Annotated in this window: 13 protein-coding genes; 12 read left to right on the top strand and 1 reads right to left on the bottom strand. The window is 53.8% G+C overall.

Going from position 1 to position 23021, the window contains the following annotated elements; translation table 11 throughout:
- The first annotated feature begins 9 nt into the window (after positions 1-9).
- The 6 genes from WBG04_RS16825 (at position 10) to WBG04_RS16850 (ending at position 10118) form a co-directional block, all read left to right on the top strand.
- A complete protein-coding gene (locus WBG04_RS16825) occupies positions 10-5226 on the top strand; it encodes an Ig-like domain-containing protein (protein ID WP_424315797.1) in 5217 nt (1738 codons plus the stop codon).
- Positions 5227-5313: 87 nt separating this feature from the next.
- A complete protein-coding gene (rfbD, locus tag WBG04_RS16830) occupies positions 5314-6261 on the top strand; it encodes a dTDP-4-dehydrorhamnose reductase (RefSeq protein WP_424315799.1) in 948 nt (315 codons plus the stop codon).
- A gap of 55 nt (positions 6262-6316) precedes the next feature.
- The gene (gene rfbB / locus WBG04_RS16835; protein WP_424315801.1) at positions 6317-7426 is read left to right on the top strand and encodes a dTDP-glucose 4,6-dehydratase; all 1110 of its coding nucleotides are present in this window, start codon (positions 6317-6319) and stop codon (positions 7424-7426) included.
- Positions 7427-7433: 7 nt separating this feature from the next.
- Entirely contained in the window at positions 7434-8345 is a 912-nt protein-coding gene (rfbA, locus tag WBG04_RS16840) for a glucose-1-phosphate thymidylyltransferase RfbA (RefSeq protein ID WP_424315803.1), read from the top strand.
- Positions 8346-8370: 25 nt separating this feature from the next.
- A complete protein-coding gene (locus tag WBG04_RS16845; RefSeq protein ID WP_424315805.1) occupies positions 8371-9114 on the top strand; it encodes a hypothetical protein in 744 nt (247 codons plus the stop codon).
- Between the two features lie 98 nt (positions 9115-9212).
- Positions 9213-10118: an exosortase/archaeosortase family protein gene (locus WBG04_RS16850; RefSeq protein WP_424315807.1), complete on the top strand. Its 906-nt coding sequence runs from the start codon at positions 9213-9215 to the stop codon at positions 10116-10118.
- Between the two features lie 31 nt (positions 10119-10149).
- Here WBG04_RS16850 and WBG04_RS16855 read toward each other — a convergent pair whose 3' ends face one another.
- Complete coding sequence (locus WBG04_RS16855) at positions 10150-11394, bottom strand: fibronectin type III domain-containing protein (RefSeq protein WP_424315809.1); 1245 nt, start codon at positions 11392-11394, stop codon at positions 10150-10152.
- Positions 11395-11900: 506 nt separating this feature from the next.
- Here WBG04_RS16855 and WBG04_RS16860 point away from each other — a divergent pair.
- From WBG04_RS16860 to WBG04_RS16885, 6 genes are all read left to right on the top strand, one after another.
- On the top strand, positions 11901-12590 hold the full coding sequence (locus WBG04_RS16860) for a polysaccharide biosynthesis/export family protein (RefSeq protein WP_424315811.1): 690 nt from the start codon (positions 11901-11903) through the stop codon (positions 12588-12590).
- 144 nt (positions 12591-12734) lie between these two features.
- A complete protein-coding gene (gene prsK / locus WBG04_RS16865) occupies positions 12735-14840 on the top strand; it encodes an XrtA/PEP-CTERM system histidine kinase PrsK (protein WP_424315813.1) in 2106 nt (701 codons plus the stop codon).
- Complete coding sequence (gene prsR, locus WBG04_RS16870; protein ID WP_424315815.1) at positions 14837-16177, top strand: PEP-CTERM-box response regulator transcription factor; 1341 nt, start codon at positions 14837-14839, stop codon at positions 16175-16177. Before prsK ends, prsR begins: the two co-directional genes overlap by 4 nt.
- 57 nt (positions 16178-16234) lie before the next feature.
- On the top strand, positions 16235-19441 hold the full coding sequence (locus WBG04_RS16875; RefSeq protein WP_424315816.1) for a tetratricopeptide repeat protein: 3207 nt from the start codon (positions 16235-16237) through the stop codon (positions 19439-19441).
- 708 nt (positions 19442-20149) lie between these two features.
- On the top strand, positions 20150-20356 hold the full coding sequence (locus WBG04_RS16880) for a VPDSG-CTERM sorting domain-containing protein (protein ID WP_424315818.1): 207 nt from the start codon (positions 20150-20152) through the stop codon (positions 20354-20356).
- 157 nt (positions 20357-20513) lie between these two features.
- The gene (locus WBG04_RS16885; RefSeq protein ID WP_424315820.1) at positions 20514-22673 is read left to right on the top strand and encodes an excinuclease ABC subunit UvrB; all 2160 of its coding nucleotides are present in this window, start codon (positions 20514-20516) and stop codon (positions 22671-22673) included.
- Positions 22674-23021 lie beyond the last annotated feature (348 nt).

Below are 23021 nucleotides of genomic sequence, written 5' to 3' on the forward strand. Positions count from 1 at the left end.
TACGGCCGAATGAAGCAATTTCCCCCCCACAGACTACTATCAGTTCTTGTCGCCGGCCTCACCATAGGTTCGGCCAATGGTCAGGGAATTCCAAACGTCTTTTATTCCCCTGAAGAAGTAGGAACCTGGGTGGCAGAGATCGATGCTGAAGGGGATCGTGACGGTGACGGAGGATTCGGATTGCTGCCACAGGATGGAGATACCGTTCTTGGTATCAATCAGCTTCTCTTCCACAAGGGCTACATGATCGCTCCGTTGGCGAGAAACGCCGCCAATCGTGGAACCTATGGTCGGCGCGGAGCAATGTCTTCATTTGATATTTCGGATCTGAGTGACATTCGGCGGACCTATTTCCGCCAGGATGATGTAACGAATGAGATTCGAGAAGCGCATGGAATGGTATTGAGTAGCGGTGACCTACTTTGTATCAACTCAATCGAAGGCGTCCAGTTTTGGGATGTTTCAGATCCGACGGATATGCGGCTGCTGTCCGACTTCCATATCGAAGGTATGGAGGCGGGAACTTATGGCACGACAGGATGGTGGGTGATGGGACAGCATCCCATTTACTACCTCGGTTCGACTCAAAGAGGGCTCCATATCATCGACGGATCGGATCCAACCAACCCCGTCCTCATCAAGCGAATTCCAGGTGGGGAGTTCGGGATCAATTCGGTGGGGTCGGTCCATTGTATCGGCAATCTTATGGTTCTCGGTAGTGCCGGGAGTTCCGGAAGCTCGTCGGGACCCTTTGCAACCGTGGACATTAGCGATCCCGTCAATCCCATGTTGCTGGATGCCGAGATTGGCACAGGCAACTACTCAGTGGGTGTGTATGGGAATTACATCACCACCCATGGAGGAGGGGGGCTGAAGGTTTGGGACATGACGGACCCTTCAGATCTTCGGGAGATCTACCATGATCCAGATCTTGATGATGCGCTCTACTCCTGCTTTGCCGATGATTTCTACCACATTCCGAACTTTCGGACTTATGAAAAGTATGATTTTCCGATTCCGGGTGATCGCATTCTAAAGAGTTCGAATCTCGCTCCCATCAGTAAGACTCACGAGTTCACGGAAAAGGTTGCGAATTTGGTGATCGGCACGGGGGGAGGTAATGGCGACGGAGCAAAGTTCATTCCGCATGAGTCAGAGCCTGATACACGTCCTCCAAAGGTGAATTTCGTCTATCCGGCAGATTTGGCTACCGATCAGCGGATCTCAACAAGGATCGGGGTCATTGTCACGGATACGCTTGATTTTACGACAGTCAGCACATCGACCTTTCTATTGAGAGAGGCTGGGGGCGAGCCACTCGCAGGAGTTTTCAGCTACAGCCGGAATTACTTGAACTTCATTCCTGATCTGCCTCTGAAGGACGATACGACCTACGAGCTATTCATTCCCGAGGGAGGAATTACCGATATCGTGGGTAATGGAATCGAGCCATTCACGAGCCGCTTTTCGACGGGTTCCGAGGTGGTGGTCAGTGAACTTCCTGATCTCGTGCTTGCCAGTCCGGCCCAGGGCTCAGTGGTGACCCCCGATCTTTCGTTGGTCTTCTCTACGATCAATTTTCCTCTTGGATCAGGAGGTCGTTCTTTGACTTGGTCCCTCGACGGTCTGATTTCCGGCATTTTGGATGACTCGGCACCAGTTGCGCTGACGAATCTTTCGCCGGGCCCTCATCAGATTCGGATTGAATTGATACAGGATGGAAACGGCACTGGGATTACCGACAGTGTTGATTTCACCGTGGACCCTCTGGCAGACAACGCCAAGCCGAGGATCATTCTTCAGGCACCAAAACAGACCACGCCGAATCGTTCCGTGGTATTTGATGCTTCCGAGAGTTTCGACCCTGACAGCGGCCCGCAACCCCTTGGCTTTACATGGGAATTGCTCGACGGGACTGATGGTGCCGAAATCGCCGTGAGCGATGCACCGACAACGACCGTTTCTGTTGGTGGCGAGGGGGACTACAATTTTCGCCTGACCATCAACGATGGTTTTTCGAGTGTCATCAAGGAGTTCCAGTTGTCCGTGGAAACGGCAGCAACTGAGTTTCTATACGTGACCAATACCGGCGGGTTTGCGAGTGGCGATCTGTCGATCAAAAGCTACCTCGAAGCCAGAGGCTTCTCTGTAACGGGCATTCCTGCTCAGGATCTTTCGAGGGAGATCGCTGAGGGTTATGGACTGGTAATGATTTCATCGAGCATCCAGTCATCGGACCTCGATGAAAGCCTAGCGGAAGCGCAGGTTCCCATCGTGATTTGGGAGGCTTATGGATTGGATGATCTGGGGATGACAAGCCGTGCCGAGGATGTCCACTTCGGTGTAACAATAGTAGAAGAGGCCATTCTTGCGGCCGAAGAAAATCCACTGACAGCGGGTCTTGCAGGGCCGGCCATATTGCTTCTTGAGGAACCGGTCGAAGTGGCTTGGGGATCTCCCGGTGCCGAGGCGTTCATTGGCTTGAGCGACAATGATGGGAAAGCTCTGATATTCGGCTACGAAAAAGGCGTGGAAATGGTTGATTTTCCGGCTCCCGCAAGGCGCGTGGCTGTTCCACTGGGGGATTTTGCGTTCGATTTGTTCACTGCTCAAGGTAAGGTTTTACTAAACAATGCAATTGATTGGGCGCGTGGTGTCGAGAATTCCGGGTTTCAACCTCTCGAGATTGATCCTGAGATGAAGCTGGATCCAATCGTCCTGACGTCAGCTGATGTCTCTTTGGAAGCAAGGACGAGTGGCGGTATCGGACAATTGGAGTTCAGTTGGGAGATCACCGATGCCGTAGGCAGTTCGTCACAGAGTGATTGGTCTCCTTCTACATTCCTTACGACGAGCTTTCAAAAGGCTGGAAACTATTCCGTCGTTCTGAGGGTTCGTGATCTTGAGCAGGTGAAGACCAAGCTCTTCAGGTTGGTGGTACATCATCCAATCATTTCCTCACAAGTTCGTTCAAGCGGAGGAATCCAGTTTGAAGACCCGGAGTTGAGAAGAATTTGGAATGTCAATCCGGATAATCTAACCGTGTCGGTGACTGATGCCGAAACACAGGATCTTGTATCAACCATCAATCTGCCTTCATCACCCCGGACTCTCTCGCTGGTTGGCAATGACGAGGCCTGGGTAACTTGCCGTGAGACTTCCGAGATCGCGGTCATTGACACCTCGACTTTCAATATCGTCGATCAGATCAGTTTGCCGAGGGGCTCGTCGCCTGAAGGTATCGTCTGCGACACGGCGGGAGGGTTTGCTTACGTCGCGCTGATGGGCACGGGCTCCGTGGCCAAGGTTTCCATAGGCGATCGCGAAATTGATTCAATTCTTGAGGTAATGTCGTGGCCAAAAGGACTTGCGATCGACCCTGAGGGAGAGCGATTGTTTGTGACACGATTCATTTCTCCGGATGACGCCGGGAAGGTCGCTGAAATCAGTCTCGATAGCTTTTCTGTGACGAATCTGGTGGATTTGGCAATTTCCTCGGAACCAGATACCATATCGAGCGGGAGAGGTCTTCCGAATTACCTTGGGCATCCTGCTATCAGTCCGGACGGACTCTCTCTTCTGATCCCCTCCAAACAGGACAACATTCTCCGCGGGTTGGTTCGCGACGGCCTGCCCTTGACCTCCGAGAACACGGTTAGAGCAGTCGTCTCAAAGGTGGATCTGGCAAGCTCGCAAGAAATTGCTGGGTCCCGATGGGATCTCAATGATTCGGATTCCCCGAATGCCGTTGCCTTCAGTTCGCTTGGGAATCTTGTATTCGTTTCTGTTCAGGGTAATAACTCGATCGTTGTGCTTGATGCCTACAGTCGTTCCGAGTTTACAAGATTCGAAGTGGGTTCGGCGCCGGATGCTCTGGTTCTTGATCCCGAAGGGAAGGTCCTTCACGTGCACAACTTTCTTGATAGGAGTGTCTCGATGTATGATGTCTCAGAACTGTCCTTGCTCAGGTCGGATACGCCGGTGCTACTTGGTGAGCGAATTACCGTGGAGACCGAAGCGCTTGCCGACGAGGTGCTTCAGGGGAAGAAGGTGTTCTACAACGCCGTGGATCCACGCATGAGCTCAGACGGTTATATTAGCTGTGCGACGTGTCATTTGGATGGTGATGGTGATGGACGAGTCTGGGACTTCACGGATCGGGGCGAGGGTTTACGGAATACGACCGATCTTCGAGGACGTTCCGGAACGGGTCACGGACGGATGCACTGGTCTGCCAATTTTGATGAAGTTCAGGACTTTGAGAACGACATCCGCAATCATTTCGATGGTCTCGGGTTCATGTCTCAACCGGATTTTGAAGCGACCTCGGATCCGCTCGGTCCGACCAAGGCGGGGCTCAGCCCCGATTTGGATGCTCTTGCGGCCTATGTGGAAAGTTTGAGCACGACCCCGATAAGCCCTTATCGGAACCCTGATGGATCTCTCACCTCAGATGCGGTTTATGGACGTGAAATCTTTGCCCGCCTTGATTGTGCGAGCTGCCACGCGGGCGATGATTTCACGGATTCGTCAGAGGGTGGGAATTATGATGTCGGGACCCTTAAGAGTACATCGGGAATGGGCTCGGGCTCGCCTCTTTCAGGGATTGATACGCCTACTCTACGTGGCCTCTGGGCTGGCCAGCCGTACTATCATGACGGATCGTTGGAAAATCTCGATCAGCTGATCGAGTCTTCGGGTTCCGAGCATGGAGGGATGAAGAATTTGAGTTCGATCGAGAAATCCCAGCTGAAGGCATACCTTCTCCAACTTGAGGATGTGGACATGAATCCCGGTGGGCCTGAGAACAGCCGGGACTTGTCCGGTTATTTTAATTGGAGGCAAACCTTCTTTGAAAGCACCACCAGCGAAGCCGGAGATCCTGCTGCAATTTCATTGCAGGGCGGCGTTGCAAACATTTTCAAGTATTTCATGGGAACCAGTCCGGATGACGTTTCGAGCAGACCGATTTACCAAGTCGTTGCGGCTGACCCATTGGTTGGAGCGGTCGCGCCTCCCTATGTCGAGTTGACGGTGAGGATGCGAAAGGATTTTCAGAATCTTCGCTATGATGTTGAAGTCTCGAAAGACTGCAACGAATGGATCAAGCGAGATGCCGGTGTTGTTCAGGTCGATGATTCACCCCCAAGCTACAGTCTGGTCACGCTTCGAGTTGACAGTGACGGTGACGAAACATTTTTCGTCCGTATCAGACCACTGGAGTAATGTCTTCGGCCTGTTGGCTTGCAATTATCCCTGGTCTAGACGATGTCTCCCCCGCATCTGCTTTCAGTCCCTTGCCCCCCAAATTGAATGAAGTCCGAGCCCTCTAACACCCCTATTTCGCCCCTCAAAAGGTCACTTCGTATCGGAGTCATTGGTGCCAACGGTCGACTGGGCCAGGCGGTTGTTTCCCGATTTTCGGCTCTGGCGCAGCCGATTGCCATTACACGGGATCAGCTCGATCTTTCCAATCCAAGCGGGATTGAAGAACTCGTTCTCAATTGCAAGCTTGATATGGTCGTGATCACTGCAGCGATGACGGCTGTGGATGATTGCGAGAAGAACAAGGAACTTGCGTACAGCATCAACTCGGAGGGTCCAGGGAAGATTGCGAGGGTCTGTGCTGAGCACGGCATCAAGGTCGTCTACATCAGTACTGACTTTGTTTTTGATGGCAGCGGCGACCGACCCTATCGCGAGGGTGATAAGGTGAATCCGATCAGTGTTTACGGTGCTTCGAAATTGAAGGGGGAGCAAATGGTGCTTGCGGCTTCCGGTGAAAACTTGGTGGTACGCGTTTCCTGGCTTTATGGGGCAGCTAGCCCGGCCTTCCCGGAGTGGATCATCCGTCAGGCGACCATGAACGACACACTGGCTCTTCCAGCGGAGAAAATTGGAAGTCCCACGGCAAGTGAAGATGTGGCGGCGTACCTTGAGCCATTACTGGGTCTTGAAGGCGCAGAATCTGCTAAAGGAATCGTTCATTTGTGCAATTCGGGCTCTTGCTCCTGGCGAGAGTGGGGCCAGTTCTGTCTCGACGAAGCGACGAATGCGGGCGCTGAGCTACGGACGCGCACGATCGGAGTGAATCGAATGGAGGATATCGCGGCGTTTGTGGCGAAACGCCCTCGGATGAGCGCCCTTGACAACAGCCTCTATTGTGAGTTGACCGGTGTCAGACCGCGGAGCTGGGAGAGCGCATTGAGTGATCATTTGAGTTCGATGGAATTATTTGTTGAAACACCCAAGGCTTCATGAGTCTCCTTGGGCATTTGGAGGCAAAAGAGCGCTGTTAGTTTTAGATACCAATCTTATGAACATACTCGTAACCGGTGGAGCTGGTTTTATTGGAAGTAATCTCGTGCACCTTTTGTTGGGAGGTGATGGTTTGCCTGAAGGCCTGATCGTCGACAAGGTTGTGACCTTGGACAAGCTTACCTATGCTGGAAACAGGGAGAACCTTGCGCGTTGGAAAGGTGATCCCAGACATCATCTTGCTGCCGTAGATATCTGTGATGGAAATCGTGTGGCGGAGGTGCTCAAGGAGCATGATATTGATGTGGTGATGCACCTGGCTGCGGAGTCCCATGTGGATCGCTCGATCGATGGACCGGAGGAATTTATCATGACCAATGTCGTGGGCACCTTCAGAATGCTTGAAGCGTTCAAGCAGCACGTCATCGAGAGTGGCCGTGCGAAGTCCAGCAATTATGGCAAGGGTCTTCATGAGGGAGGCAATTGTCTGTTCCTGCATGTATCCACCGATGAAGTCTATGGATCGCTTGGAGCGGATGATCCGGCATTCTGCGAGACCACGCCCTATGCGCCGAACAGCCCCTACAGCGCATCCAAGGCGGGGAGTGATCACCTCGCGCGGGCATATTTCCACACCTATGGAGTGCCGGTCGTCACAACGAATTGCTCCAACAATTATGGACCGTATCAGTTTCCCGAGAAACTACTGCCTCTCATGATTCAGAAGACGCTTCGGGGCGAGTCGCTTCCAGTCTACGGCGATGGTTCGAACATTCGTGACTGGCTCTATGTCGGGGATCATTGCCGCGGAATCTCGACAGCTGCGGCTTCGGGCAGACCTGGAGAGACTTATGTCATCGGTGGCAAATGCGAGATGAAGAACATCGATGTGGTGAAGGCTCTTATTGAGACGGTTCGCGAACTTGCTCCCGAAGTCAATGTTGGGACGGCTGACGAACTCATTACCTTCGTTACTGATCGGCCGGGGCATGATCGCCGCTATGCTATTGACCCCTCGAGGATTTCCAACGAACTGGGCTGGGAGCCTCTAGAAACCTTCTCCAGCGGCTTGCGAAAGACGGTCCAGTGGTATCTCGATAACGAAGAGTGGATCGACGCGATTGAAAGCGGAAGTTACCGTGGGGAGCGTCTCGGAATAGGAGAGTGATTGGATCATGATTGAGATTGAAAAAAACAAGCTCCGGCTTTCTAAGGAAGAACAGAGTCTTCGAAAGGGAATCATTCTTGCGGGTGGAACCGGGAGCCGGCTTTGGCCGATGACCCACTCGGTCAGCAAGCAGTTGATTCCCATCTACGACAAGCCGATGATCTACTATCCGCTAACCGTGCTTATGCTTGCGGGGGTCACGGAGATCCTGGTCATCTCGACGCCGCACGACTTGCCAAAGTTTGAAGAGCTTATGGGTGATGGATCCCAATGGGGACTTGATATTTCGTTTGCGGTCCAACCGAAGCCAGAGGGCCTCGCCCAGGCATTTTTGATCGGGGAAGAGTTTCTTGCCGGTGAGCCGGTCTGCCTAGCTCTGGGGGATAATCTGTTTTACGGTCATGAGCTTGGAGTCTCCCTGTTGAATGCTTCGAAAAATCTCGAGGGAGCCACGGTTTTCGGATATCACACCAACGAGCCCGAGCAATACGGGGTGGTTGAGTTCGATAGTAGTGGGAATGTCCTTTCTCTTGAAGAAAAGCCGAGTTCTCCAAAGTCGAATTATGCGGTTCCAGGTATCTATTTCTTTGATGAGAACGTCGTCGATATGACCAAGCAGCTGAAGCCCTCGGCGCGGGGTGAGTTGGAGATAACTGACTTGAACCGGATGTATTTGGACCAAGGTAAGCTCAAGGTCGAGTTGCTCGGCCGGGGTACCACATGGTTGGACACCGGAACCCCCGATGCGCTGGCAGACGCCACTCAGTTCGTTCAGGTCATTCAGCAACGGCAGGGTCTAAAGATTGCTTGTCCAGAGGAGGTCGCCTATTTCCAGGGCCGGATTGATCGGGCGAAGCTGGAAGAATCGATCGCAAAATACAGCAAGTCCGCCTATGGGCAGTATCTCGCGAGGCTTTGAGAAAACCACTATCCCCTAATATCGAATGAATGACACGAAAGACTACGCTTGGATTGGTCTGAAATCATCAGCCAGGGAGCTGCTGGAAACGCGGGATTATACTGTAGCGGATTTGGCTGGACGGCTTGGATCGTCTGGGGTGCAGGCATCAGAGGCGATGGCTGGCCGGGAGGAGCTTGGCGAGGTCTGGATTCCGGGTGTTGAAATGTTTCCTCGGCGGGTATTCCAGCAGAAGGGGAGAGGCTATTTCGCCGAGTTAACCAGGATATCGGAGGGAGTACTAAATCACATTGGTTTGGTTCCGAAGCAATGGGCATCGGCATTGATGCATCGCGAGAGTGCCAAGGGTTTTCACATTCATCCTCCCTTCATTCCGGAAGGTGTTGAACCCTCTGAGGTATTCAAGACGGCTTTCCTTGAAGATCCTGAGAACTATTCGCTGCGACACTATGACAAAGAGCAATGGGATGTGATGTTTTTCCTCACTGGTATTTGCGAAATGATTCTTATCGATGAGCGGGCTGGAATGCCCCGTAGGGTCATGCGTTTCATCATCCCTGGCGACAGTCGTCCTGGGCCAGATAACGCGGCGGTCGTGATTCCGCCTGGAGTTGCCCATGCCTTGCGAAACATCGGGAACGAGGATCTGCTTATGGTGTATGGCACCAGTACTTCGTTCAATCCCCACTGGGAGGGCCGAATCCAGAGTGGAATCGAGGCGGCGCCATTGCCTGAAGACTGGAGTGACTACATCGAGAAGGGGGTTTAGCGCTCTGGACTTCAATTCCATGTGAATTTCCTTCGCATGGAGCCTTGTTTTGCTGTTTCGCTTATCCTCGGGTGAGGCCTCCTTCAGGGAATAACCAAGTGAAGCGGGTTCTCAAAAGTAGTGATGTCCGAGCGGCACGGAGGAGACTTCTTGGATTCGTAGCTGGCCTCTTTGTTCTTTGTTGCCTGTTCGTTGGAGGGCTTACCGATTGGTTTCAATTGGCGCTTCGTTCGAACCTGCATTCGCATACACTGATCATCCCTGTTGTAACGATTTTCCTGATCGTCACTGAACGGAAAAGCAACAATGGAGGGTTTTGCTCAACACTCTGGCTTGGCCTTCCCATGTTGGGATTGTGCCTTGGTGGTTGGTTGTTTGGATTATCCAATCAAGCTTTCAACACCGGGGTGCATCACGTTTCGTTGCAACTCGGCTTTTTCCTCGCCGGGGTGTGGGCTCTCACCCTCACGTTCTTCGGTCTGGGGTGGGTTCGCTCTGCTTTTTTCCCGCTGGCGTTTCTGAGCTTCATGCTTCCGATGCCAGAAGTCGTCGAGCAGGGTCTCGAACAGTGGCTCATCACTGCTTCGGCCCAGGTATCGGAAATGATTTTAAGACTGGGGGGTATTCCCGTGTTTCGAGAGGGGCAGCTTCTTGAACTTCCGGGAGTGACGTTGGAAGTTGCCGAGGAGTGCAGTGGGATTCGTTCTTCCTGGGTTCTTCTGATTACCAGTGTTCTCGCGGGCTACCTCTTCCTCAGGACTCTGCCTTCGCGCCTTATCCTGGTGGCGGTGGTGCTGCCACTAGGCGTTTTGAGGAATGCGGTGAGAATCGCTGTCATTGGCTGGCTTTGTGTCGAAGAGGGACCAGAGCTCATTGATGGCTGGATTCACCGGAAAGGAGGACCGTTCTTTTTCGCGGCTTCCCTTATCCCCCTGCTCTTGATCGCCTTGATGCTTGGAAAGCTTGAGACAAGATGGCTTTCGAAGTCGAACCAAAGCCGATGAGAAACCTGACGGCTCCAAGGGGTGCCGAAACTCAAGGAGCTTCGAGGCGGTAGAATCGCTTCGGATGATCAGCGATCTCCGGATCTGATACCGTGATTGTGCCTGTTTCGTTGTATTCGACCGAGACGAGACTCCAATTCTTGAGGTCGACGGATCCGTAAACCGAGATCACCGAGCCGATTTTCCCGAGCACCTCGAACTGGATGGAATTTCCTGACCCGACGAGCATGCTAGTGACTTCGAATGGGGTCTGGACGACGATCACTGAACTTCTTCCAGTAGCTGATGACGCCTGACCTGAGGTGATCAGGGCGGTGTAGCTGCCAGCCTGTTCTGGTTCAATCGCGGTGATGCTAAGTGCTGCTCGGGTCTCTTCAGGAAGGGCAATCCCGTCCTTGAACCATTGATACTGAGTTGGGCCCGTCGAAACCACCTCAACCTCAAGTACGACCAGTTCACCCTCGAGGGACTCAATTTGCGCCTGGGGTTGCTTGATGATCGAGACGGCATCGCCCGATTTCCGGATGGCGTCCGAAGGGGTGAAGAAAGCATTGTTCGAGAGCACGATACGATCGATTTCAATACCCTCGACGATGTTACTGATCTTGAGGCTGTGGGTGCCCTGAGAGAGTCCAAAAGTGGCCGGGTTTCCTGCGGAGGAAACCAGACGACTCCAAGTTAGGTCGGGTTGCGATCCGGATGCGATCGAGGCCGCATTGGATGGCAGTGAAAGAGAACCGCTCGGAGAGTCATCGAGTGCCACGGGCAAGGCCGAAGGGCTTGCCGGATAGCGGACGCGGGCCCAGAGTGAGTAGGTGCCCTCATTGGCGCTGAAGTCGAGACTTAGCGTCTTTGTTTGAAGTGACGATGCCGTTGGGGAGCCCCCGTTGGAGAAGATGGTGCCAAGATCAGGATTCAAGATGATGATGCCGCCTCCGGGGGAGTCAGACCCCGCGGAGTTCGGATAGTAAACCACCGGCAGTTCCTCGGAGTAGTCACTCTCAAGCCCTTGGGCATCATACGCTGTTACCGCGCAGTAGTGAAGTCGTTGCGGTTCCAGTGTAACGAGTTCGGCGCTCGTCGACAGACCGACGTCGACGGTCTCTTGATACTCACCACTGACGGTTCCGTAGTGGATCTTGTAGCCGACGACTTCAGCTTCGGGATTTGGGTCCCAAGCGACAAAGATGCTTCCAGAACTGGACCTCGCAGACGCCGTCTGGCAGCAGGCGAGAGCAACGGAGAACAGGCAAAGCCTAAGGAAAGAACTTTTCAAAAAAGAGAGGCGCCCTTGGGACATGAGAAAGGAATATTCATATTAAGGGAAGGTTGACAATAAAATTTTTTAAAAGAAAACAGCTTTGGGGTGCAATACTTAAGATTTTAAAAATATTAAGATGACCATGGAAAATAGGGTGCTTCCAGCGGGAGGCAATCTTCAAATAGAGCTCTTGGTAAAACTACGAAAAGGTGCCGGAAACGTTGAATCTATGGGTCTGCAGGGGGATATAGGTGGCGAAACCTGAGCGTCAAATCCAAAAGGTGATTGTTAGGAAAGCCGGTATTTGGATCCTCTGTTACGGCTTTGAGCATAAGCGATTTCGGGTCATTCTCGAATTTGGGAGACCCTACGTGATGGCGGAGGATCTGAAGAATTGGAGTGACTTGGATTCGCTTCGAGGGCAGTTTTTGCCCGGGCAATGACGCGACAGAGTCGTGTTTTGGCAGATTAACATGCTCTCGATGAAGTCCTCTTCCCCCATCCCCAACCCCCCTAAATTAATGAAAGCGCTATTTCCAAAGATTCGGCTTGTTCTGCTTCGATTCAAAAACGCGAGGTCAATCCGTGCCAAGGAGCAGGATCCCCGGGACTCCATTCGTCTTGGGTTGTCCATTCTTGGCCTTGGAATGGTGGCCTGTTTTGCCTCGTGCAACACCTCGGCCACCAGCTACGAAATTCCTTCAAATGAGTATGTGGCGACGCCGTCGAGCACGATGTCGGTGGGCGACAAGGTCAGTTTCACGTTCCCGGGTGCTCCGGAATACAACCAGGTTCAGAAAGTTCAACCTGATGGCCGGGTTGGTCTGCCATTGGTGGGAATGGTCAATGCTGCTGGTCGGGCCCCCAGTTCGCTTCAGGCTTCGCTGACGTCTTCCTATGAGGCGCATCTGACTGATCCTACGGTTTTCGTCAGCGTCGAGGAACCGGCCGCAGCGGTCTACGTGACGGGTGAAGTTGGTAACCCGGGAAAGCTACCACTGGACCGTTCGATTACCGCGCTTGAAGCGGTGATGGAAGTTGGTGGGTTCTCAAAGTTGGCCAATCCGAAGAAGGTCTACATCCTCCGCACTGAGGGAGGTAAGCAAAAGCGCTATGTTCTCAATTTGGCAGATCCGATTCGCGGTTACGAGAGTCAGGCATTCTACCTGAGACCTTATGACGTGGTCTTCGTCGAGCGGAGCAACTGGTAGGTTCGCCCTCATTTAGTCACCTCCAGGCGGAACTAGTGGTCCTATTCGAATGGTTTACATGGAACGGTAGATTCAGTGGAACCCTTGAGAATCATGGGCAGTCTTGTTGTCAGTTTTGGCATCGATTGTCAGCATTAGACGATCATGGAGGAAAGTGCTCAGTGGATCGCGGGTGTGCTGAGTGTTGGAGTTGGATCAGCAGCCGCAGCGCTTCGTCCGCGCGGGGTGGCTAGCTGGGTTTTCCTACTGGGCATGCTGCTGCTGGGCTTGGAGCAGTGGCTTCAGGCATGGCAGGGTGCCGCTGGTGAGTCGACATCCGAATCCCAAGGCGCTGCTGGATGGCTTTGGGTCGCGGAGGCTCTGATCCCTGGAGTTTGGCTGGTCTTCAGCTTGATCTATGCTCGGGGGAATCGTTGGGAGTTTCTCGCCCGATGGAAATGGTTGGTGCTCGCGGTCTGGGTGATTCCCATCGTTCTGATTTCGGGTTTCTTTGGACCCTTGTTGGAATTTGCGGATGGAGGAGTGGCTCAATACACACCACTCGGTAAGCTCTACAACATCGTCCTGCTTCTGGCGACGCTGTGCGTTTTAATCAACATCGAGAAGACCTTCCGGACTTCAGTGGGTATGGCCCGTTGGAGAATCAAGTACCTCTTTCTGGGAGCCGGCTTGATCTTCGGCCTGAGGATCTACGAGCTAAGTCAATCGCTGCTCTATTCGGGATCCCATGAGCCACTTGCCTACTTCGGGAGTGGTTCGTTGATCTTTGGCTGTGCACTGATGGGTGTCGGTCATAGCCGATCGAGTTTTGACAATCTCGACATCTATCCGTCCAGAGCATTCCTCCAAGGCTCGCTGACGGTTGTTCTGGTTGGGACTTACTTCCTTCTCGTTGGACTACTTGCCCAAGTCATCGGGTTCCTTGGTGGTGCTGCTAGCCTTCCGGCCAAGGCTTTACTCATTCTGCTGGGGCTTGTTGGTCTGACAATTCTGCTGCTTTCGGATCGCGTTCGTTCATGGCTTCAGCGATTCGTCAGTCGTCATCTCAAACGTCCCGAGCACGACTTTCTCAAACTCTGGACTGACTTTACGAGAGGGACCTCGAGCGTGCTTGATGCTCGGGAGTTGGGGAAAAGTGCTGCTGGAGTGATTTCGGAGAACTTTCATGTTCTCGGTGTTTCCGTGCTTCGGCTCTCCTTGGATGGCAGGGAATTGAGCTGGCTCTATTCGACCGCGACGACGGTAACACCGTCTTCATCAGTTACCCTCACCGAGGAGATGGAGGCCTCCCTGAGGGAAAAGTCGGCTCCTTTCGATCTCGATCGTGAGTCAGGAGTCTGGGCGAAGGCATTTCTTGATGCGTTCGAACAAAATTTCGAACATGGTGGAAACCGGGTGATTCTGCCCTTGAGGACCGGGGATCGTCTGGTGGGAATCGTCGCCCTATCTGATCGGGTGAATGGTGTCCCCTACAGTCATGAAGAGTTCGATCTACTTTCCTGCATTGGAGACCAGCTTGCCGCTGGACTGCTGAACTGCTCCCTGACCGAGGAGGTTCTCCAGGCGAAGGAGTTGGAGGCCTTCCAGACCTTGTCGACGTTTTTTGTACACGATCTCAAGAATGCGGCCAACAGTCTGAGCCTGATGCTTCAGAATCTTCCGGTGCATTTTGATGACCCGGAATTTCGCGGAGATGCGGTCCGGGCGATCGGGCGAACGACGGAGAGAATCAACAAGATGATCGTCAATCTCAGTAGTCTTCGGCAGGAGCATCAGATTATCCGAAAAAGGTGTCGCCTCGACGAGCTGATCAGAGGGATCCTCGATGAATTGGGATCGGAATTCTCAGGCGGCCTTTTGTTGGAATCAGATATCCAGCAGTTGCCGGAACTCCTGATCGACAGGCAGGCGATAAGAAGCGTGATTGTGAACCTGATTGTGAATGCCAAGGAAGCGAGTGTGAAGGCGGGACGGGTTTTCGTTGAGGCGCGGTCCGAGGCCGATCAGGTGCAGATCGTGGTGTCTGACAATGGTGTGGGCATGGATGAGCAGTTTGTTAGAAAAGAGTTGTTCAGGCCTTTCAGTTCCACAAAGAACAAGGGCTTGGGTATTGGAATGTTTCAGTGTAAGAAGATCATGGATGGACATCAGGGTGGAGTCCGTGTGGTGAGTGAGAAAGGTGTTGGAACCCAGGTGACTCTCTGGTTCCCAGCCCTTTTGGCCCCAGAAGATTTCCGAGTAGCATCATGAAACCGAAGGTTCTTGTAATTGACGATGACGAGGAGATCCGGACCCAGATGAGGTGGGCGATCTCCGGTGATTACGAGGTGTCGCTCGCCGCTGATCGCGAGAGTGCGATCAATTCTTTCCGCAAGCACAGCCCCGACGTCGTCATTCTCGATCTGGGGTTGCCGCCGAGCCCAAGCAACATGGTTGAAGGGATGTTGACCTTGTCGTCGCTGATGAGCCTCGACAGGACCGTCAAGTTCATCGTGGTTTCCGGGCAGAGTGATCGTGAAAATGCGGTCCGTGCGATTGGGGCGGGAGCCTACGATTTCCTGTGTAAGCCAGTGGATCTTGAGCAATTGAAGCTGCTTCTTCAGCGGTGCATGTTTGTTTCAGGACTGGAGCGGGAGTATCTGAAACTGGAGTCTTCTGAGCGGCCGGACATGTTTGAAGGTCTCCTCGGTCGCAGTGAACCGATGCAGGAAGTCTTCCGCACCATCATGAAGGTTGCGAAGTCATCAGCCCCCATTCTGATCCTTGGTGAAAGTGGAACGGGGAAAGAGATGGTTGCGAATGCGATTCATCGGAGCGGTGGAACTCCTGATGCGCCATTCGTGGCGATCAACTGCAATGCGATCCCGGAAAGCCTGATTGAGAGTGAGCTGTTCGGGTATGAGAAGGGGGCCTTTACTGGTGCGGATTCCCAGCGGATCGGGTTGATCGAGGCGGCTGCGGGCGGGACACTCTTTCTTGATGAAATCGGCGACTTGCCCGGACCGGTTCAGGTGAAGTTGCTACGGTTCCTGCAGGAGAAAAAGATTCAACGAGTTGGAGGACGGAAGGAAATTGCGGTTGATACGAGAGTGCTTGCAGCCACGCATGTCGATCTGACCAAAGCCATCGAAGACGGACGATTCCGGGAGGACCTGTATTTTCGGTTGGCAGTGGTCGTTTGCAAGATCCCGCCGCTAAGGGAAAGAGGTGGGGATGTGTTGCTGCTGGCGAACGATTTCCTCCGATGCTTTGCGGCAAGAGACGGGCGTGCTGGGCTGCACTTTGATCAGAAGGCGGAGAGGGAAATCGTGGCTCATCCGTGGCCAGGCAATGTCCGAGAACTCCAGAATCGTGTCCAGCGGGCAGTGATTATGGCTGAGGGAAAGCGGATCGACGTGGCGGACCTGGAGCTTGAGATTCCGCTTGGTGAGACATTGAGGGAGGCCCGCGAGCGACTCGAAGTTGAGCTGGTTCGGAAAGCGCTCGACCGCAACGGCAACAAGATTGCTGCGGCTGCGAGAGAGTTGGGTGTGAGTCGTCCGACCTTCTACGAGTTGATGAACAAGCTCGGGATTTCGAGGGGCTGATTTCCTTTGTGAGTTGCCGTTTGAAATAGGGTTGGGACTGTTTCGTGAATGATTACCATGAGGCCGATAATTGGAATCATCGTTGCCATCGTTACCGCTGTTCTCTTTGCTTCATGTAGTGAGGAATCGACCTTGAGGAGACACACTGAAGCAGGCGAGGAGTTCTTCAAGGCGGAGGATTATCGTAGTGCCGAGATTGAGTTCAGGAATGCGCTTCGGATTGATTCCCGCAACCGTCATGCGGCCAGAAGGCTTGGTGAACTCTGGTTGAAGCGTGGCTCTGGATTGAAGGCTGTCCGCTTCCTGTTGAGGGCGCGTGAGCTTGGTTACAACGATCATGAGTTATCAGTGCAGCTGGGAGAAGCCTTGTTCGGACTCGGGATGGTAGGGGAGGCGAGGCGGGAGTTGATGTCGGTCATTGAACAAGACCCTGGCCGGAAGCGGGCGATCCTACTTTTGGCCGAGACTTCACTGATCCGTGAAGATCTCGTTGAGACCATGGAATTGCTCGGCTCTGGAAGAGTGCCTGATGGCGAGGCGAAGCAGGTGGCTTCGGCGGTGATCGCCTTGCGATTGGGTAATCTGGAGGATGGAGGGAAGCTGATCAACGAGGTGCTTGGTCTCAATCCGTCATCCAAGGAGGCGCTCCTCCTGCAAGGGGGGCTTAGGCAAGCTGTCGGCGACCAGCTTGCTGCGGAGGAGTCGTTTCGGCTTGCCTCAGAGGACGCCGGGGCATTCGATGATACTCGAATTGCGTATGCCTCGTTCCTTCATCAGCTTGGGAAGTGGGAAGAAGCAAAGACCTTGTTGAGTTCCTACCTGAGTGAGGTCGGCGACGATCTCAAAGCTTGGCGTGTGCTTGCCGGAATCTGCCGTGATGAAGGGAATACCGATGAATTGAATTCGGCTCTGGCTGGGATTTTTGTGCTCGATCCACTGGATCTTGAAGGTGGATTAATCCAAGTGGAGCAATGGATGTCGGAAGGTGATCATCAGATGGCATTGGCTCGGGTGGAGGTGCTCAGACGAGAGTATCCACCCCGTCCGGGAATCGAGTTGGCCCTGGCCAAAGCTTATCTGGCCTCAGGCAACCAATTGTTGGGGCTTGAAGCACTGGAGCGAGCTGAAGAACTGAATCCGGACTTCGAAGACATCGCGTTGCTTCGGGCGCGGTTTAAATTGTCTCTGGGTGATTATGGAGCGGTCTCTGACTCATTGCTTGCCTATCGGGAGCGCCATCCTGACCACTTGGAGGCTGGCATGTTGCTGGCCGAGGCATACCGGGCGGAGGGTCGAGTCGAAGAGGCCATGGATCTCTTACTGAGTCAGATTTCAAGGGATTCCGACAGTGTTGAGTTACATCTGTATCTTGGGATCCTCCAGCGTTCCCAGAACCTATTGAAAGAGGCGAGGGATTCGTTTGAGCTTGCCGAAGCTCTGGAACCGGAAAGCCTCGCCGTAAACCATCAGCTCGCTTCGTTGGATTTCTTGGAGGGAAATCAGGATGCGGGACGAACTCGGATCGAACGACAACTGAGGTCGAATCCGGAAGTTGCGGAACTGCACTACCTGAGTGCGGCAGTCGCCATGGAGGAGGAACGCTGGGATTCGGCGGAGGCGGGTCTTCGGCGGGCGATCGAGCTCAATGAGAGTTTTCTGCCTGCCTATGGACTTCTGACCTCGCTCTACGTTTCTCGGGGGAGTTTGAACGAGGCGGCAGAGAGTCTCGCGCGGTATTTGGAAAGTCACCCGAAAAACCCGGTTGCATTGATGGAACTGGGAGCAATTCAGCAGACGCGGGGCAAGCTAAAGCAGGCAAAGCATTGCTACGAAACGCTGCTGGAACGTGAACCCAATTTCGCCCCGGCACTGAACAACCTTGCGGTGATTCTTGCTTCTGAAGGAGCGGAGGATGAAGCGTATCGCTTGGCCGAGCGAGCCAGGACGTATGCTCCGAACGACCCGGCTGTTGCTGACACACTGGGTTGGATCGTATTCAACCTTGGCGATAGTCGGCGGGCCTACGGGCTGCTGATTGAGGCGATCGATCGCTTGGGAGACGATCCATCGGTCCTGTATCATGCAGGCTTGGCAACATCGATGGTCGGGCGGGCCGACGAAGCCTCGGAACTCCTCAGGCGTGCGCTTCAGTTGAATCGTGAGTTTGTGGAAGATGCCGATACCCGTCGCCAGTTGGAGGTGCTTGAGTTGGGTAGCGAACCGAATGTGGAGTCGGTTGAGAAACTTGAAGCGATGTTCCGGGAGACGCCCAACGATCAGCACGTTGGCTTGATTTTGGGCGTGGCCTTGGAGGAAAACGGGCGCGTTGAGAAGGCCCGGAAGGTTTATGAACGAGTGTTAGAAAGGTATCCCAACCTGCTGCCTGTTAGATTGCGATTGGCCACTCTATATTTGGGTCCTTTATCGGATCCTGAACAGGCCTTGCGGGAAGCAGAGCTTGCGCGAAGTCTGGCACCCGAAGATGCCGAGGTGCTCGCCCTTGTGGGAAGGGCCGCCCTTCGCCTGGGGCGTGAGGAGTGGGCCTACGGGCTGTTGAGTGAATGCATTGAGCGGTTGGAGCATCGGGCCGACTGCCATTTTGATTTGGGTTGGGCTGCGTATATTCTTGGGAAGGAAGATGTGGCCAAAGCGCAAATGGAGCGGGTTCTGGAGACTGAGCACGACTCGGAATTGGGAAGAGCGGCGAAGCGGTTTCTTGTTCTTGCGAATGCGGACCCTAATGATGCCGAAGCCTTGAGCCAGGCATTGATCGAAGGTTTTGAAGGAGGGATAGATGATCCTCCAGCAATGCTGGCGAGAGCTCGTTTCCTCGAGTGTCGCGGGAATCGAGGAGGCGCGATCAGCGCGTATCGCAAGTTGCTGGAAGGAGCTGCGGGATTCAATCCCGCCATAAAGGGTCTGGCCAGGCTTCTGATGGAAAATCAAGAGGGTCTCGATGAGGCGGAATCCTTGATCGCTGGCTCGCGTGAGCAACTCCGGTACGATGATGAGCATGCAGCGCTCGTCGCGCGTTTGCGGTTCCTCAGAGAGGACTACGATGAAGCTCGTCGACTTTTCGAAGAGATTGCTTCGCGCCGGGAGCTCAACGGAATCGAGTCCTACCACTTTGGGGCGGCCCTTTTGAAAACGGGAGGAGCAGATCAGGAAGCTTCCGCCCATCTTCGGCAGGCGCTTGAGACGGGCATCGATACTGAGAATGAACAGCGCGCTCGATCGATGTTGGAGCAGATCGCAAAACCTTAGGCAGACCGATGCCGGATGCTGACGCTGGGTCTGTTGTCGGCCGGCTTTCCAGTTTGATGGATATCGCAACCTTTTGGTATTCAGTAGATTGTATGGGTATTGAGCTGATTCCTGAATTAGGTGTCGACATACTTTACAGTTATTGAGGGTCGGATCGGTGGATGCAAAAAAGTTTACATCACGACTCGCTGAAGATAAGCGTGTTAAGCGTATAGGTTTTTTATTGGCATTGTTATTGCTTTCTGGAATCGAGTGATATTTATGTAGTTTACCTGCGAACTTTCGCTAAACCCCCCAAGCTCCCCCCCCCTTGTGAAACCATTTTTTAGAATCGCGTCCTTGCATGCAGCGATTGCCATCGGCCTGACCTTGTTCAGCGAGGCGGCTGTCATTCGGGATGGGGCAAAGAAGTCAAAGTTTGGAAATTTTGGCCAAAGTTCATTTGGCAAGGTTTCGACCGTATCGTTCGGAAGTCCGTTTTCAAAGTCGTGGGGGGAAGCCGGAAGGCTCGCGGATTTGATTGGAGGCGGACGCTCTTGGGGTGAGTCTTTCCAGTTCTGTGATCTTCGATCATTCGAGCTGCCATCTTCCCCCAAGGGCCCGCGAGCGAAGGGTGGCATCACTTTCCAGCCCTTTTCGATCACAGCCGCGTCGTCGCAGAATGGTTCAGTGACTGTTGCCGGCTTTGGAATCGCCAAAGCTGCAGGCATGAAGGACACGCTGGCTGCCTTCACGATGAAAGGCAACGAGGGGAAATTTAGTTACAGGGTCGAAATGGCCCAAACCACCATCCAGTCGCGCAGCCAGAATGCTGCGAAGCACGTTCCGGATGGTGGTAGTACCGTAGCTCTGCTGGGGGTGTCGCTTCTAGGGCTTCAGGGAGGGCGCCGACTGCTGAAGTCCATCAGGGCTTGAGCAGTCAAGAATGCGGAGCCCCCTCCGCAGTATAGGTCGGGTAGGACATGGTTCTACCCGGCCTTTTTTGTGCCCATGGATCAGGTCTGCCGAGGGAAGATGTCGCGATTGCCGGGGCCGGCTTGCGGGATGGGGATTTCGCGACTAAAGGAGGGCGATGCCATTTGAACTGGTCAGTGATTACAAGCCGATGGGAGATCAGCGCCAGGCCATTGAGAAGCTGGTCAAGTCGGTCGAGGCTGGCAATCGGCATCAGACGCTGCTCGGAGTGACGGGCTCGGGCAAAACGTTCACGATGGCGAATCTGATTGCCCGTATCGGTAAGCCGGCGCTGATCATGAGTCACAACAAGACTCTGGCGGCGCAGCTTTACTCAGAGTTCAGGAATTTCTTTCCCAACAATGCAGTCGAATACTTCGTCAGCTACTTCGATTACTATCAGCCCGAGGCCTACATTCCGCGGACGGATACCTACATTGAGAAGGACTCGAGCATCAATGATGAGATCGAACGTCTGCGGCTGTCATCGATGGGCTCGCTGCTGACGCGTGAAGATACGATCGTGATTGCTTCCGTGAGCTGTATCTACGGTTTGGGCTCACCGGAGGATTATGAGGGGATGATGGTGCCGGTTTGGGTCGGTCAGATGATCCAGCGGGATGAGTTGTTAGAGAAGCTGGTCGGGATGTTGTTTGAGCGGAACGACATCGCCTTTGGTCGGGGGAAGTTCCGGGTTCGGGGGGACGTTGTTGAAGTGCATCCGGCCTATCTCGATGAAACGGCGGTGCGGGTGGAGTTCTTTGGCGATGAGATTGATCGAATTTCCACGATCGACACGCTGACGGGTGCGGCCATCGACAAGATCGACAAGTACACGTTTTTCCCTGCGAAACAGTTCGTCACGCCGGGTGACAAACTGAAAAAGGCGATTGTGGAGATCCGCAAGGAAGCGGATGAGCGGGTGGCGGAATTTGAGAGTCAGGGGAAGTTGATCGAGGCGCAGCGTTTGCGGATGCGGACGGATTACGACATCGAGATGATGCGTGAAATGGGCTTCTGTCAGGGGATCGAGAATTACTCGCGTCACCTCACCGGCCGCCCGCCGGGGGCGCAGCCTTATACGCTACTGGACTTTTTTCCCGACGACTTTCTAACGATCATGGATGAGAGTCATGCAACGATTCCGCAGGTCGGTGGAATGTATGAGGGTGACAAGAGCCGCAAGACGGTGCTGGTGGACCATGGTTTCCGTTTGCCAAGTGCGCTGGACAACCGACCTCTGCGCTTCGATGAGTTCATGAAGATGACGGGTCAGCGGCTCTATGTTTCGGCGACGCCGGGGCCGTTCGAGGTCGTGAATTCGAGGCCGGAGAACAAGGGCTACATCCCGGTCAAACGCCGCAAGGATGGTCGGGGTTTTGACAACATCGATCTGAAGAGACTGCGGGTTCAGACCAGTGGAAATGCCGAAGCGGTCGAGGATTTTGATCCGACCAAGGCGGGGCGTGATCTGGTGGTGGAGCAAATCATCCGTCCAACAGGACTGCTCGATCCGACCCTGGTCATGCGTCCTCTGAAAGGACAGATCGATGAAACGATCGAGCTCTGCCGTCAGCGCGTGGAGAAGGGAGAACGGGTATTGGTGACGACGTTGACGAAGAAGACCGCTGAGGATCTTTCGGAGTATCTTCAGGGAGTGGGCCTGAAGGTTCGCTACATTCATGCGGACGTGGATGCGGTCGAGCGTGTGGAGATCCTGCGCCAGCTCAGGGCGGCTGCTTTCGATATTCTCGTGGGGATCAACTTGCTGCGGGAAGGTCTCGACCTTCCGGAGGTGTCGTTGGTTTGCATTCTGGATGCGGACAAGGAGGGTTTTCTTCGGAACGAGACGAGTCTGATTCAGACCGCCGGGCGTGCGGCACGGCACATCAACGGCGAGTGTGTGTTGTTCTGCGATGTGGTGACGGATTCGATCCAGAAACTACTAGATGTGACCGAGTATCGACGTCGCCGTCAGTCAGAGCATAACGAGCTTCATGGAATTACGCCGATCGGCGTGAAACGGGCGGTGCAGGAGAGTTTGCAGCTTTACTCGAATCAGCGGGAGGATGCCGAGAAGATGAATCGTTCGATGGTGGCGGACGATGACGAGGTTTACGACAAGGTGCGGGTGATCGCCGAATTGGAGAAAGAGATGCGTGAGGCCGCTGCGAAGCTTGAGTTCGAGCGTGCCGCGCACCTGCGGGATCAGCTGGCACAGTTGAAGGGTGGTGGAGATGCGAAGCCGAAGAAGATGGTGAATTATCGGAAGAGGTGAGGGGACCGGTGTGCGGCTCTACGGGCAAATGAGTTCGACCTCTGGGAAGTAGCTGCGGTATCGTACGACATCACGCGTTAGAATGGGAATGCCAAGCGCGGCGGCGTGGGCTCCAATAAAGAAATCAGAGAGGGGTGATGATTTGTTCACTCCGCGTTGTCGGTATGACTTGAATGCTTGTGAGGCTGGGAAGAGAGCCTCACGCGGAATTTCCTCATAGCCTAGAGCCCGTCCCACAATCGGATGATTTGAGCACAAGGATCTACGGGTCTTCCTGAATCTGGTGGATGAGCTTCGAAATGAGGGCGGATCACATCTTTCTTGAGCGATTTTCTCGGTCTGGGATGC

Source organism: Haloferula sp., assembly GCF_049672945.1.
Taxonomy (GTDB): domain Bacteria; phylum Verrucomicrobiota; class Verrucomicrobiia; order Verrucomicrobiales; family Akkermansiaceae; genus Haloferula.

Bases quoted from the DNA above. Each gene is read 5' to 3' on its own strand.
- WBG04_RS16825 (WP_424315797.1), top strand. From the start codon at position 10: ATGAAGCAATTTCCCCCCCACAGACTACTATCAGTTCTTGTCGCCGGC.
- rfbD (WP_424315799.1), top strand. From the start codon at position 5,314: ATGAAGTCCGAGCCCTCTAACACCCCTATTTCGCCCCTCAAAAGGTCA.
- rfbB (WP_424315801.1), top strand. From the start codon at position 6,317: ATGAACATACTCGTAACCGGTGGAGCTGGTTTTATTGGAAGTAATCTC.
- rfbA (WP_424315803.1), top strand. From the start codon at position 7,434: ATGATTGAGATTGAAAAAAACAAGCTCCGGCTTTCTAAGGAAGAACAG.
- WBG04_RS16845 (WP_424315805.1), top strand. From the start codon at position 8,371: ATGAATGACACGAAAGACTACGCTTGGATTGGTCTGAAATCATCAGCC.
- WBG04_RS16860 (WP_424315811.1), top strand. From the start codon at position 11,901: ATGAAAGCGCTATTTCCAAAGATTCGGCTTGTTCTGCTTCGATTCAAA.
- prsK (WP_424315813.1), top strand. From the start codon at position 12,735: ATGGAGGAAAGTGCTCAGTGGATCGCGGGTGTGCTGAGTGTTGGAGTT.
- prsR (WP_424315815.1), top strand. From the start codon at position 14,837: ATGAAACCGAAGGTTCTTGTAATTGACGATGACGAGGAGATCCGGACC.
- WBG04_RS16875 (WP_424315816.1), top strand. From the start codon at position 16,235: ATGAGGCCGATAATTGGAATCATCGTTGCCATCGTTACCGCTGTTCTC.
- WBG04_RS16880 (WP_424315818.1), top strand. From the start codon at position 20,150: ATGAAGGACACGCTGGCTGCCTTCACGATGAAAGGCAACGAGGGGAAA.
- WBG04_RS16885 (WP_424315820.1), top strand. From the start codon at position 20,514: ATGCCATTTGAACTGGTCAGTGATTACAAGCCGATGGGAGATCAGCGC.